Source organism: Pseudobacillus sp. FSL P4-0506 (assembly GCF_038003025.1).
Taxonomy (GTDB): Bacteria; Bacillota; Bacilli; order Bacillales; family Domibacillaceae; genus Pseudobacillus.
This window is the reverse complement of sequence record NZ_JBBOOI010000001.1, coordinates 3,294,683-3,307,533: the sequence shown is the minus strand read 5'-3', so window position 1 is coordinate 3,307,533 and position 12,851 is coordinate 3,294,683. Positions and strand designations below refer to the sequence as shown.

The 12,851-nt window shown below is 40.1% G+C and carries 15 protein-coding genes; 10 read left to right on the top strand and 5 right to left on the bottom strand.

The window, feature by feature from the left end; all coding sequences use genetic code 11:
- Positions 1–134: 134 nt before the first annotated feature.
- The gene (locus tag MKZ02_RS16400; RefSeq protein WP_340854582.1) at positions 135–398 is read left to right on the top strand and encodes a hypothetical protein; all 264 of its coding nucleotides are present in this window, start codon (positions 135–137) and stop codon (positions 396–398) included.
- A gap of 385 nt (positions 399–783) precedes the next feature.
- Here the strand turns inward: MKZ02_RS16400 and MKZ02_RS16395 are convergent.
- A protein-coding gene (locus MKZ02_RS16395; protein WP_340851290.1) for an IS3 family transposase occupies positions 784–1,934 on the bottom strand; the annotation gives its coding sequence in 2 pieces (ribosomal slippage) (positions 784–1,661 and positions 1,661–1,934; 1,152 coding nt in all).
- A gap of 230 nt (positions 1,935–2,164) precedes the next feature.
- A complete protein-coding gene (locus MKZ02_RS16390) occupies positions 2,165–2,944 on the bottom strand; it encodes an alpha/beta fold hydrolase (RefSeq protein ID WP_340854580.1) in 780 nt (259 codons plus the stop codon).
- 589 nt (positions 2,945–3,533) lie between these two features.
- Between MKZ02_RS16390 and MKZ02_RS16385 the strand changes: the two genes are divergently transcribed.
- Positions 3,534–3,656, top strand: coding sequence for a hypothetical protein (locus tag MKZ02_RS16385; RefSeq protein WP_340854578.1), 123 nt, complete (start codon positions 3,534–3,536; stop codon positions 3,654–3,656).
- Between the two features lie 303 nt (positions 3,657–3,959).
- Here the strand turns inward: MKZ02_RS16385 and MKZ02_RS16380 are convergent, their stop codons facing one another.
- Positions 3,960–4,679, bottom strand: a complete 720-nt coding sequence (locus MKZ02_RS16380) for a CPBP family intramembrane glutamic endopeptidase (RefSeq protein ID WP_340854576.1) — start codon at positions 4,677–4,679, stop codon at positions 3,960–3,962.
- A 227-nt stretch (positions 4,680–4,906) separates the two neighbouring features.
- On the opposite strand from MKZ02_RS16380, the gene kynU reads away from it, so the two are divergent.
- Positions 4,907–6,193 carry a kynureninase gene (gene kynU, locus MKZ02_RS16375; RefSeq protein ID WP_340854574.1) on the top strand — a complete coding sequence of 429 codons (1,287 nt, stop codon included), beginning with the start codon at positions 4,907–4,909 and terminating at the stop codon, positions 6,191–6,193.
- Positions 6,194–6,454: 261 nt separating this feature from the next.
- Here the strand turns inward: kynU and lexA are convergent, their stop codons facing one another.
- On the bottom strand, positions 6,455–7,072 hold the full coding sequence (gene lexA, locus MKZ02_RS16370) for a transcriptional repressor LexA (protein ID WP_120037435.1): 618 nt from the start codon (positions 7,070–7,072) through the stop codon (positions 6,455–6,457).
- 155 nt (positions 7,073–7,227) lie between these two features.
- On the opposite strand from lexA, the gene yneA reads away from it, so the two are divergent.
- The 6 genes from yneA to MKZ02_RS16340 all read left to right on the top strand — a co-directional run bounded on the left by yneA (position 7,228) and on the right by MKZ02_RS16340 (position 11,648).
- Positions 7,228–7,551, top strand: a complete 324-nt coding sequence (yneA, locus tag MKZ02_RS16365; protein ID WP_120037437.1) for a cell division suppressor protein YneA — start codon at positions 7,228–7,230, stop codon at positions 7,549–7,551.
- Positions 7,552–7,557: 6 nt separating this feature from the next.
- Positions 7,558–8,214, top strand: coding sequence for a YneB family resolvase-like protein (locus MKZ02_RS16360; protein ID WP_340854571.1), 657 nt, complete (start codon positions 7,558–7,560; stop codon positions 8,212–8,214).
- A gap of 111 nt (positions 8,215–8,325) precedes the next feature.
- Entirely contained in the window at positions 8,326–8,559 is a 234-nt protein-coding gene (locus MKZ02_RS16355; RefSeq protein ID WP_120038197.1) for a DUF896 domain-containing protein, read from the top strand.
- Between the two features lie 143 nt (positions 8,560–8,702).
- Positions 8,703–10,709, top strand: a complete 2,007-nt coding sequence (gene tkt / locus MKZ02_RS16350) for a transketolase (protein ID WP_340854568.1) — start codon at positions 8,703–8,705, stop codon at positions 10,707–10,709.
- Between the two features lie 196 nt (positions 10,710–10,905).
- Positions 10,906–11,352, top strand: a complete 447-nt coding sequence (gene sirA / locus MKZ02_RS16345; RefSeq protein WP_120037443.1) for a sporulation inhibitor of replication protein SirA — start codon at positions 10,906–10,908, stop codon at positions 11,350–11,352.
- A gap of 80 nt (positions 11,353–11,432) precedes the next feature.
- Positions 11,433–11,648, top strand: coding sequence for a YneF family protein (locus MKZ02_RS16340; protein ID WP_120037445.1), 216 nt, complete (start codon positions 11,433–11,435; stop codon positions 11,646–11,648).
- A 91-nt stretch (positions 11,649–11,739) separates the two neighbouring features.
- Here the strand turns inward: MKZ02_RS16340 and MKZ02_RS16335 are convergent, their stop codons facing one another.
- Entirely contained in the window at positions 11,740–11,931 is a 192-nt protein-coding gene (locus MKZ02_RS16335; RefSeq protein ID WP_120037447.1) for an aspartyl-phosphate phosphatase Spo0E family protein, read from the bottom strand.
- A 209-nt stretch (positions 11,932–12,140) separates the two neighbouring features.
- Here MKZ02_RS16335 and MKZ02_RS16330 point away from each other — a divergent pair, with 209 nt between their 5' ends.
- The gene (locus MKZ02_RS16330; RefSeq protein WP_340854564.1) at positions 12,141–12,848 is read left to right on the top strand and encodes a cytochrome c biogenesis CcdA family protein; all 708 of its coding nucleotides are present in this window, start codon (positions 12,141–12,143) and stop codon (positions 12,846–12,848) included.
- Positions 12,849–12,851 lie beyond the last annotated feature (3 nt).

Below are 12,851 nucleotides of genomic sequence, written 5' to 3'. Positions count from 1 at the left end.
TTAAATGAAAAAAACAGTACATTGTACTTATTATGACTACCAGTCTCAAAAGCGTAATCAATGCGTTGTAACTATTTACCGAATAAGGGGTTATAAGGTAATTCATTAGCAAGTGTTGTTAATAGGAGGAGCATATGAGATTTGTTTCGAGAGCATTTTGGATTTCGATTATCTGCTTAGTATTAGAGGTCTTAATTTGCGGTGTGATTTCTGGAACAGCAGAATATAAAGGAAGTACTTATCAGGCAGACTTTTTCTTCCGATTAGGTATTAATCTGGGAGTATTTTTTACTTTGTTATCAATGGTTATGGGGGGGTTGGCTAATTATGAAAATGACTATGAGAAGAGCTTGAGACTTGTGGCTACAGGTCTCTTTTTTATGCAAAAAGTAATATAGGTTATGAGACCTGCTTGCACCGATCATCCTAGCGCTGGTAGAGTTGTTTAAGAGAACAAGTATGATCAAAAAATAATTTTCTTCCATTATTGGCGCTGTTCGTTAGACTAGTCATAGTATTGGCAGCCACGTCCCTTACTGATTTAGAGTTAGGTTATCGCTTATGGGCGAGTGGCTTATCCAGACTCCCAGCAGTTGAATTATTTAAGTTAGGGAACAAAAGAGAAGAACATTCAAAGGGGATAGACTTATGACAAAAACCGCTGATCTATCACATCATTAAGGCATCATCGACTGGAGCAAGGCAGCAAAAGAATAGTAGAATAAAGCCCCTGTCCTTAGTTGTGGACTGACCCCTATTTTTGAGACAGGGATCAAAACACCTTTAAGCAGCCAGCTGCCGATATTTGACCGGTGGCTGGTTGTTTAGTTTCGCTTGAATACGGATATGGTTATAATAGTGAATATAGCTTTCGACAGTTTGCTCTACGATAGCCGTCGTAGTGCTTGTCAACTCGTCGAGATAGAACGTTTCAGACTTTAGCGAGGAATGAAACGATTCGATGGAGGCATTATCAGAGGGTGTCCCTTTCCGGGACATACTCATGGTAATGCCTTTTTCTTTGACTGCCTGCTGATAAGCATAAGATGTGTACACAGATCCCTGATCGCTGTGCAGAATGCATCCCTCTGGGAGGGGTGGCAGCTGGGCCAGCGTATGTAGCACAAAATCTGTATTCTGGCAGCTTCCTAAAGAATAGGCAATGATTTCGCCGTTAAATAAATCCTGAATACTTGAAAGATACAGCTGTTTCTGGCCAAAAGGCAAGTATGTAATATCTGTGACGAGCTTTTGAAGAGGCTGATTTGCCTGGAAATCTCCTTTTAACAGGTTATCGGAAATATGACAGGGCTGTCCTGTTCGTTTGCGTTTCTTCACTTTTACCCGGCACTGCCAGCCATACTTCTGCATTACACGCTGTACCGCTTTATGGTTAATCGACATCTCTCGTTTTAATAAGGCCGTGATTTTACGATAACCATATCGAAACTTAAGGTCCCGGCACAACGTGCCGATTTTTCGTTCAACGATCTGCCTGGCTGTTTCTTTCCGGCTCCTGCTCTTCCAGCGATAATAAGTGGATCTAGCAATGCCGAGATGCCGGCATATTTCCCTGACGGGCATGCTGGTTTGGAGTTCTTTTACTAATTCTACAGCTGTTTCTGGGACCACTTCCTCTCCAATTCTTTGTACTTTTTTAGTACTTCAATCTGCTGTTTCAAATACCGATTTTCTGCCTTCAGTTTCTCTGTTTCACTTTCATACTCAGCCCCTTTTCCGAAGGAATACTGCTTGCCCACTGGCTGTTCAAATCGATGAAACTCGCCTGCTTTGTACCATTTCATCCATGTTTTAAGCTGTGTCTTATTTCGAATGTTTAATTCCTTTAAGACTTCTTTGACCGGCACCCCAGCTAATCTCATTTTTACAGCCTTCATTTTTACTTCCGCTGGATAACTGACTCTTGTCCCCATAGAAAAACACCTCCAAGTTATTTTCGAGTATCCCATACTCGTTTTCAACTTAAAGGTGTTTTTTATTTGTCTCACTTTATGGGGTCAGTCCACTTAGTTGGATGAGTGCTTTTATTTAGATGGATTAATTAATATGGTTGATTTTTTATTTGAAATACACAAAACGCAGGATTTTATAATGATTAGAACTTTTATTTTTTACTAATCATACAGGCAATATCAAACAAACATCAGCTTATCACTATACAATCCTGTGGTAAACTATCCTCATTTATCCATGTTTCTACCATGCGATTAAAGAAGTCGGGCATTGCCAAAGGCGCTCCATGTCCAATATTAGGTATAACTATACCTATGCAATGAGAATTAGCATCTACAATATCCTTTGCGGATTTTTTCATGATGGCTTTTTCCTTCTCGCCTACAGTAACTAATATTTTTCCATTTGCCTTTTTAAAATCTGCGGGTATCCCAAACGATATGTTTTCTTCTAATACTCTCACAAGAGTGTCAGGCTTCATTTGACAACTTTCTTCATAATATTTTTCAAAGTAGTCTTTGCTTATATATAATGGTTTTGCTTGTAATTGTGAAAACCATCTATTTTTAATTAATGGAAAGGATAATCTGATAGTAGGTCGAATTAGTTTTTTAGCGTATGGAATGGGTCTGACAACAGCGCTATTTATTACGGCAAAATCAATTAAATCTGGTTTCATACTTAATAGTTGAATGATAACTTGAGAACCCAGAGAAAACCCAATTAAAATTACTTTCTTCGTTCCTGCTTTTTTCTCGATTAATTGGATCAATTCTACTGCACTAGTCTTTATGGAGAAATTAATTTTGTGATTGTTTAGCCCGTGTTCAGGTAAATCTGGAACAATGCAATGATAATGGGCGAAGTATTGAACTTGTTTATCCCACATCCAACCACTTACCCCACCACCATGTAAAAATAGCATCAAAGGAGCACTCTCATCGCCATGTTCTTGATATTGTAAGGCCAAATCATCCACCTCTCTTATCTAGGAATGTAAGTTTTGTTAAATGCTGTTAATCTATTATCCGATAAAACTTTTTGAAAAGTTAGTAATTAGCTTATGAAACAGCTTTTTATTGTTATTTTTTGGAGGATTATAATTTGATGTAGGAGTATAGCTATTAACGATAAAAATGAGGAGAGTAGAGTGGTTCGTTCACTAGAAGGTGTAAGCACGTTTGATGAACTAGAGGGTTGGATGGTTAAACAAGGAGATGAAACTGAATGTAGAAATAACGGTTGGTGGTAGTTTATGTTTTTTTGAATAGGAACAGGGAAAACATAAACCAAAAAGATCGGAGGGATGGAACAAAACACTAATTTTTTCTAGCTGTCTGTTTGGCAATCATTCAGAGGAATTACCCGAGCGTAGGAAGAGTAATTTTTTGGTCCTTTTTCTTCGATCTTGCCGTACATTTCTTATTATTTTTAGCGCTCTAGCGAGAAGTGGCCATACGCTTTTCGACAGTATGGCCTCTTGTGATGCTGACTTTTTGAGGAGTCTATTCCTGCCAGGTGTAGAAGCAAATTCAATAGAAATAAAGGAGGCGTAATGAATGAATCTTCTTTGCATCAAAGCGATGGAAGCATTTAAAAAAGATGCTGAACGTCAGGGGCAGAATAAAATCCAATTGGAAAGGATGAATGGCAAAAAAAGGACGGCAAAAATCCCTAAATAATGATTTGAAGAATCGTTAGATAGGGCAACACTGCTTTTAAGGTATGAGCGTATTAAAAAAAGGGCATGTCAGGTTTGCTCGGAGCCCTTATTTTTCCGAATTAGTTGATAGTAAAAATAAAAGCCCTGGCCCTATTATTCATGGAGGACCAAAAAGCATATTTAAGAAAGCAAAGAAAAGCAGATTTACAAAGTTTAAGCCATCTACGACAGATAAGCTCACCGAGGAAGAATGCCGATATATTGAAAATACATTAATCTTTTTAGCCCTTGATACAGACAAAATCAAGGGCTTTTTGTACAGTTAAATGTTTCTTGTAAAAGTTGTTTGGTTTTCTTTAGGCAAGGGCTTAACAAATAAAAAAGACCGCATGTCGATGACGATGTGAAGAAGGATTGGGAATAAAAGGGAGCCAGTAGCTAAATAAGTACGGGCAAAAATAAAACCAATGAACCCGGTAAGCAAGAGGCCTTTCCAGCCTTGATAAATGTGCCCAAATCCAAAAATAACGGCTGAGATAATGATTATATACATTGGTTGAATGTCAATTGGCAGACTCGACAGGTAATGAATAACAAACCCCCTGTAAATAATTTCCTCGCAAACACCTGCCGTTATAGCAACGAAGATAGATAATCTTCTTTCTTGTTTAGTTGTGGGCAATAAGTAGTCGATGTCTGCTGTTTGCTTGTTTAAGCGTTGTTGATAAGCCGGTATTTTCATTAGAACAAATAGTAAAATAAAGAGGCCTGCCAGAAAGCCGAAGATCATGCCGAGCGCTTCTGAATGGGGTTGCTGCGGAAGGGTTATTCCCATATCTTTAAACGTTATTTTTGTCATTACTATCATGAGAAGGATTGCTGCTACAATCGTCCATTCTGAATAAATGACAAATTTAAAGAATCTTACTCTCGAAAGGGTATCTTTTTTCTCCTTTAACGACTTTGTGTATTTAACGTCGAAGAAAGGATAAATTAAAAGAAGGAAAGCTAGTAATAAAGACTCTAAAATTAGTATTGACATATAAATTTACTCCTGTTTTACCTCCATTATCTCATGAGGATGGAAATTTATGCAACTAATGACCTAAATAACCTATCTTACTTTAGAGTAACTTAAAATTATTTTATTACTCTTTATTGCTTAATACACAAAGGTTTTTATGTTTTTAAGAATAAGTGACGGGCTAATCATTTATCGTTATAGTAGAAATTGGAAGAATGAATATAGAGAATAGAGGGGATGGACAAATGGGTAAAAAGCAGTTTGATTCTTCTCGGGAATATGCCTGCAAGCTTGATCAACAGGATGAGCTGGCATCCTTTCGCAACGAATTTTATATTCAAGAAGGAATCATTTATCTCGATGGTAATTCGTTAGGATTACTGTCCAGACGATCAGAGAAATCGTTGTTAGAGTTGCTAGATTCGTGGAAGCAGTTCGGAATTGATGGGTGGACAGAAGGGGGTTATCCTTGGTATGACCTCTCGGAGCGGCTTGGTGGGAAGCTGGCATCGTTAGTTGGGGCACGGCCTGAGGAGGTAATAGTGACTGGTTCCACAACAACGAATCTGCATCAGATGATTGCCACCTTTTATGAGCCGGAAGGCAAACGAACAAAAATACTGGCAGACGAACTTACGTTTCCTTCTGATATCTATGCGCTACGAAGCCAGATTCAGCTGAAAGGCTATCATCCGGAGGATCACTTGATTCGCGTACAAAGCCGCGATGGGCGTCTTATTGAAGAAGAAGATGTGATTGAAGCAATGACAGAAGAGGTGGCTTTAATCGTCTTGCCGAGCATCCTTTACCGGAGCGGGCAAATTCTTGACATAAAGCGCATAACGAAAGAAGCCCATAAACGCAATATTTTAATTGGCTTCGACCTGTGTCATTCAATTGGAGCAATTGAACACCAATTGAACGAATGGGAAGTAGACTTTGCGGTTTGGTGCCATTATAAATATTTAAATAGCGGTCCGGGCAGTGCCGGTGGATTATATGTAAATAAAAAACATTTTGGCAAGCTGCCAGGTCTTGCCGGATGGTTTGGTTCGAACAAAGAGAAACAATTTGATATGGAGCATACGTTCATGCCGGCAGAAGCGGCAGGAGCCTATCAGATCGGCACACCTCATATATTAAGTATTGCTCCATTGATCGGTTCACTCCAACTCTTTGAAGAGGCGGGTATAGAGAACCTCCGAAAAAAGTCTTTATGTATGACGCGTTATATGATCGAGCTCACTTCAGAAGAACTGAGCGAAGCCGGTTTTAAGATAGGGAATCCCTTGGAAGACAAGAGACGGGGCGGACACATTTATTTGGAGCATAAAGAAGCTGCACGGATTTGTAAAGCGTTAAAAGTGAATGGAGTTATTCCAGATTTTCGAGCTCCTCATGGGATCAGGCTTGCTCCAGTCCCTTTATATAACACGTATGAAGAAGTGTGGAAGGCGGTGCAGATTTTAAAGAAGATTATGAAGGAGGAACAATATAAACAGTTTGAGAATGAACGTGGCATTATTGCGTAAGTGGGGAACTCAATCATCAATTTTTTCTGCCTCTGGCCTATAAAGGTCCAGGGGTTTTTGGTGGTTGAAGAGACTCTGACTCTCTTGCTTTTAATCTAGCAATGGAACTTTCGATTGTTGTTCGGTGAATGGCTTTTCTCATTAAACAATCATATCTTCTTTAGGCTCGTCATATGATAGGTTAACTGCTATTCTATTACTCTTGCAAAAAAGTTAAAACTCCTTTCCGCACAATAGAGCAGAAAGGAGTTTGTCCAGCAGTTAATGGATATCCCGGTAGACGCCAATCACTTTGCCAAGGATAGTAGCAGACGACAGAATAATTGGTTCCATGGATGAATTTTCAGGTTGAAGGCGAATAAAGTCTTTTTCTTTAAAAAAGCGTTTAACGGTGGCTTCGTTTTCCTCGGTCATCGCTACAACTATTTCGCCATTTTTGGCTGTCTGTTGCTGGCGTACGACGACATAATCACCATTTAGAATGCCGGCTTCAATCATACTGTCGCCCATGATTTCCAGCATAAATACATTGTCATCGGCAGGTGCAAGCCGCTCCGGTAAAGGAAAATATTCTTCAATATTTTCGATGGCGGTAATAGGCATTCCGGCTGTTACTTTCCCGATTAATGGCACACTTACTACTTTTTGTCTCGGTACGCTTTCTTCCAATTCCAATATTTCGATCGCGCGTGGTTTCGTTGGATCGCGGCGGATCAGTCCTTTGCTCTCCAGACGAGAAAGATGGCCATGGACAGTGGAGCTGGATGCCAATCCAACTGCTTCCCCGATCTCGCGCACGGAAGGAGGATAGCCTTTTGCTTTAACTTCAAGCTTGATGAAGTCCAAAATATCTTGCTGCCTCTTCGATAATTTTGTCATTTGTCTGCACCTCTTAGATTATCTCTTTTCTGTATTATAACATGTCACTTTTTAGGATACAAACATAAGTTCGAATGAAATCTTGACTCAAACAAATGTTCCTATTAAAATAAAGATAAATATACGAACGAGTATTCGCTTGAAGGGGATGTTGAATGATGAAAGTGTTTGTTAAAAAGAATTCTTTTGTTCTGTTATTTATGGCTGTTACAATTATGGCAGGAAGCATGCTGATCTTTAATGTGAGTGAGAAACGTCTTCCTTACGAAGAAATCACCGTACGGGAAGGGGACTCTCTCTGGAGCATTGCCAGACAGTATAATAACAGCAAGGAAATGGAAGAAGAGGACTTTATCATGTGGATACAAAAAGAGAACAAGCTGCATTCCGTTAAAATATTACCGGGAGACACTCTCGTTATTCCCATTACTTCGCATTCATCTCATACTGGCGGCCAGATCGCTTTTAAAGGAGAGTAATTTCAAGTGAAAGCTATTATATATTGCCGTGTAAGCACAAAAAAAGAAACACAGGAAACGTCGCTTCAACGGCAAGAGGAAGAACTGCTCAGCCTTGCCTTCCGAAAAGGATATGAAGTGGCAGCGGTGATTAAAGAGCAAGTGAGTGGCTATGAATTAGATCGGCCGGGAATGCTTGATTTGCTAGATCTAGTGAAAAAGGAATCGATTGATGCTGTACTGATTCAGGATGAAACACGAATTGGACGAGGCAATGCTAAAATTGCTTTGCTGCACTGCTTGTTTAAAGAAGGAGTAAAAGTATTTAGCATCGCTGATGATGGAGAGCTGCAGCTGTCAGAATCAGATTCAATGGTTATTCAAATTGTTAGCATGGTAGAAGAATACCAGCGGAAGATTCATAATTTAAAAATCAAGCGAGGAATGAAACGGGCGGTAGAAAACGGTTTTCGACCTGAAGACAATTTAAAGAATAGAGGAAACCCAGCCGGAAGAGAGAGGAAGGAAGTGCCGATGGAAGAAATTGTCCGTCTACGCCGCAATAACCTTACTTTCGAAGAAATAGCTGCTACTTTAAACGGCTTTGGTTATCGGGTATCTAAGGCGACAGTTCACAGACGATTTAAAGAGTATGCTGAACAGGCGGATAAAGATCTTGAATAGGCATCTTTCTTGTTTATTCCTTTCCCTTTTAATAAAATAAAGGCAAGAATATATTAAAGAAAAAGAAAGGAGAGTCTGCTGATTTATAACGAATTGGCAGTAACCCCATCTATGCTTTCTCAAGATAAACTAGCTCGTATTAATGAGCTTTCCAAGAAATCAAAAACTGAAGGGCTGTCCGCAGAGGAACAAGCAGAGCAGACAAGCCTGCGCCAAGAATACTTACGTGCTTTTCGCTCGTCCATGAAAAATACAGTGGAATCGGTGCGTATTTTTGATCCTGAAGGCAATGAAGTGACACCTGAAAAAATTAAAGACATTCAAAAACGTAAAAGAATGCATTAATGAGCCGGCAAACGCTGGCTTTTTTATATGGAGTAAACGGAAAAGAAAATGACAAATAATAGATCTTCTCAGACATCTTGTATATTTTGATAAAGACCTATATATTAAGAAGGAACAATATTTGTAAGGAAAGGGAGTTTTCCATGTTTGATACAGTTGATCAATTAGCAGTGAATACGATCCGCACACTTTCTATAGATGCGATTGAAAAAGCGAATTCTGGGCATCCGGGTCTGCCGATGGGAGCTGCTCCAATGGCTTATACATTGTGGAGCCGTTACATGAACCACAACCCGAAAAATTCAAAATGGTTTAACCGTGACCGTTTCGTTTTGTCAGCAGGACACGGGTCTATGCTGTTATATAGCCTTCTGCATTTATCGGGCTATGATTTATCAATGGATGAAATTAAAAATTTCCGCCAATGGGGCAGTAAAACACCAGGACATCCAGAATACGGACACACGGACGGTGTAGAAGCAACGACCGGACCTCTTGGCCAAGGGATTGCCATGGCAGTTGGAATGGCAATGGCGGAGAGACACTTAGCTGCCGTCTATAATAAGGACCAATATAGCGTAGTCAACCATTATACATACACACTTTGCGGTGATGGAGACTTAATGGAAGGTGTGGCTTCCGAAGCTGCTTCCCTTGCAGGTCATCTAAAGCTCGGCCGGTTAATTGCTTTATATGATTCCAATGATATTTCTCTTGATGGCGATCTTGATAAGTCCTTCTCTGAAAGTGTGAAAGACCGCTTTAAAGCCTATGGGTGGCAGTATCTCCGTGTTGAAGATGGAAATGACATGGAAGAGATCTCCAGAGCGATTGAAGAAGCGCAAAAAGACGAATCACGGCCAACACTGATTGAAGTAAAAACAGTTATCGGATATGGCTCACCTAATAAATCCGGTAAGTCAGACGTACATGGAGCGCCGCTTGGCGAAGATGAAATGAAGCTGACAAAAGAGTATTACAAATGGACATTTGAGCAGGATTTTCACGTGCCTGAGGAAGTATACGGCCGTTTTGAAGAACTGATTGTTCAAAAAGGCCAAGCTGTTGAGCAGGATTGGAACCAGCTGTTTGAAGAATATAAAAAGCAATTCCCTGAACTTGGCCAGCAGCTTCAGGCTGCGATAAACGGAGAGTTAGCCGAAGGATGGGACAAAGATATCCCATCTTACGAAGAAGGTAAATCGTTAGCAAGCCGGGCTTCATCAGGAGAAGTATTAAATGCGATTGCAAAGAACCTTCCAACTTTCATCGGCGGATCTGCTGATTTGGCCGGCTCTAATAAAACAACCATAAAAAATGAAAAAGACTTCTCGCCTGTTGCTTATGAAGGCCGCAACATTTGGTTTGGCGTACGGGAATTTGCAATGGGAGCGGCGATGAACGGAATGGCGCTTCACGGCGGTCTGCAAGTGTTCGGCGGAACATTCTTCGTATTCTCCGATTACGTACGTCCGGCGATCCGTCTATCAGCTTTGATGGGGCTGCCTGTTACTTATGTGTTTACTCATGATAGTATTGCGGTGGGAGAAGACGGACCGACGCATGAGCCGATTGAGCATTTATCCGCTCTTCGCTCCATGCCGAATCTTTCGGTTGTCCGCCCGGCGGATGCGAATGAGACAGCTGCTGCTTGGAAGTTAGCTGTTTCTTCGGAATCAACACCGACTGTGCTTGTGCTGACTCGTCAAAACTTGCCGACTATTCGAGGCACTTCCGAAACAGCGACAGAAGGAGTGTCAAAAGGGGCTTATGTTATTTCAGCAGCCGAAAAAGAGCAGGCAGACTTGCTGTTGCTGGCTACCGGATCGGAAGTGAGCTTAGCGGTGGAAGCACAAAAAGCTCTCCAGCAGGAAGGCATCCATGCGTCTGTTGTCAGCATGCCGTCATGGGATCGCTTTGAGAAACAAAGTCAGGAATATAAGCGCTCTGTTCTTCCAAAAGAAGTGAAAAAGCGCCTTGCGATTGAAATGGGCTCTTCCCTTGGATGGGAACGTTACACAGGAGATGAAGGCGAGATTATCGCTATTGACCGATTTGGCGCTTCCGCTCCTGGAAATAAAGTAATGACTGAATATGGTTTTACAGTTGAACATGTAGTTTCACGGGCAAAAGAACTGTTCAATAAATAAGAAGATACATGAGAAAGGCTGGGGTAGCTGTAAAGCAACCCCGGCTTTTTTTGTGTTGAAAAGTGAGTATAGATTTGAATCGCGTGCCATTCTGATCCAATCGACAAAACTAGTGAACGTTTTTTCCAAAATTCAACAACCTTGACGATGGTTCTTTCTTATAATAAGGAAAAGGACAAGCAGGAGGTAAAAGTAAATGAGAAGCTATCAAATTTACTGGATTGGAGAAGAATTCGCTCATTATTTTTACGGGCGTGAACAGAACTTTTTTCAGTTATTTTTTGAAAGCTCTATCGGACAAAAAAGTGAGAAGAATATAGTGGAAAAACAAATTCAATATATTACAAAAGAATTTTCGATGCGATCCCTCGCCTCTATTTTGAAAGAAGCATTAATGGGTAAAGACAGCTTTGCGGTTGAAAAAAACAACCTTTTTACGATTGAACTTCCAGAAAAGAAGGGGAAAGCCGTTTTGTCCGCTGAGGCGAAATGCCTTCACTTGAAGGCACGGGGAAGTTACGAAGCGGAGACCGTTTTCTTTTATTCCTTAAAAAAGTTGAATGCTTGTCTCTTCGCTGTTGATTTCGAACGAAAGAATTATGGCTGGCTCGAGCCGATCAGGAAAGAAAATTTATTTAAGTAAAGAAAATTTCTCTTTCATGTTGTATAATATCCTTTGGTTTAGTAAACTTTTAGTAGACGACATGAAGGAGGAAGTAGTATATGTGGTATGTACTCGTCGGGATTCTGGCTCTGATTGCCGGAGTTGCGCTTGGATTTTTTATAGCCCGTAAATACATGATGGACTATTTAAAAAAGAATCCGCCAATTAATGAACAAATGCTGCGAATGATGATGATGCAGATGGGCCAAAAGCCTTCGCAGAAAAAAATAAATCAAATGATGGCACAAATGAACAAGCAATTTGATAATAAATAAACGGCGCTCGGTTATTGAGTGCTTTTATTTTTTAGATTTTGTAAAAATAAGCATAAAAATGAGCAGATGTTTTTGGGACTCTGCTCATTTTTTAATTAGGTACTTGTTTTTGATAAAGAGGGACCGAAGAATGAACGTATTTGCGATCGTAGTCATTTAACAAAAGATCAAGCTCTTGGCTGCATTTAACGGCAAGCGGAGAGTTTAATCCTTTAACAGTGACAATGTGAAATAGCTCCAACCGCTTTTTCTCTATAGCATCCAATAAGTCGTCTTTATGCACGGCGGAAAGTCCTTTCTATGCAATAATAGGTCAGTGTTCGTTGGTTTCTCTAGTATACCCAATCTTTTACTTTTTTTCAAAAACAAAGTTACTTTAAATTGAGGGATTTCCTTTTTCCGGAAGGATGAGGACACAAATTATTCATATCTCTTTCTTTCGATTCCTGCTTGAAACTTTGTTACAATATCAATGAAAGGCAGGAGGTTTGATTGAACGATCTTAACTTTTTATTAGCTTTTGGAGCAGGGTTTCTCAGTTTTATTTCACCATGCTGCTTGCCTCTCTATCCCGCATTTCTTTCTTATATTACGGGCATGAGCGTTAGTGAATTAAAAAATGAGAATAAAATGCTGCAAAAAAGAAGTTTGCTGCATACGTTGTTTTTTCTGCTCGGTTTTTCTTTAATATTTATATCATTGGGGTTTGCTTCGACTGTTATCGGCAATATACTGGCGCAGTACCAGGATTTAATTAGACAGATTGGTGCCATCTTTATTGTATTTTTTGGTTTAATTGTGACGGGTATTTTGCAGCCGAAATTTTTGATGACAGAACGGCGGCTTGAATTCAAAAATCGTCCGAGCGGCTATCTGGGCTCCTTGTTAATCGGCCTCGCTTTCGCTGCAGGTTGGACACCGTGTACTGGGCCTATTTTATTGTCAGTTTTTGCTCTTGCGGCAAGCAATCCGGGATCAGGACTTTTATATATGATTGCTTATACGCTAGGATTTTCTATTCCGTTCTTTATACTTTCTTTCTTTATCGGCCGCATGAAATGGATTCGCACCCACAGTGGAATCATTATGAAGGTTGGCGGTTATATTATGATTGTCATGGGAGTCGTACTTTTCTTTGATTGGATGACAAAAATTATTATTTTCTTAAGCCCGTTGTTTGGCGGCTTTACTGGATTTTAACTT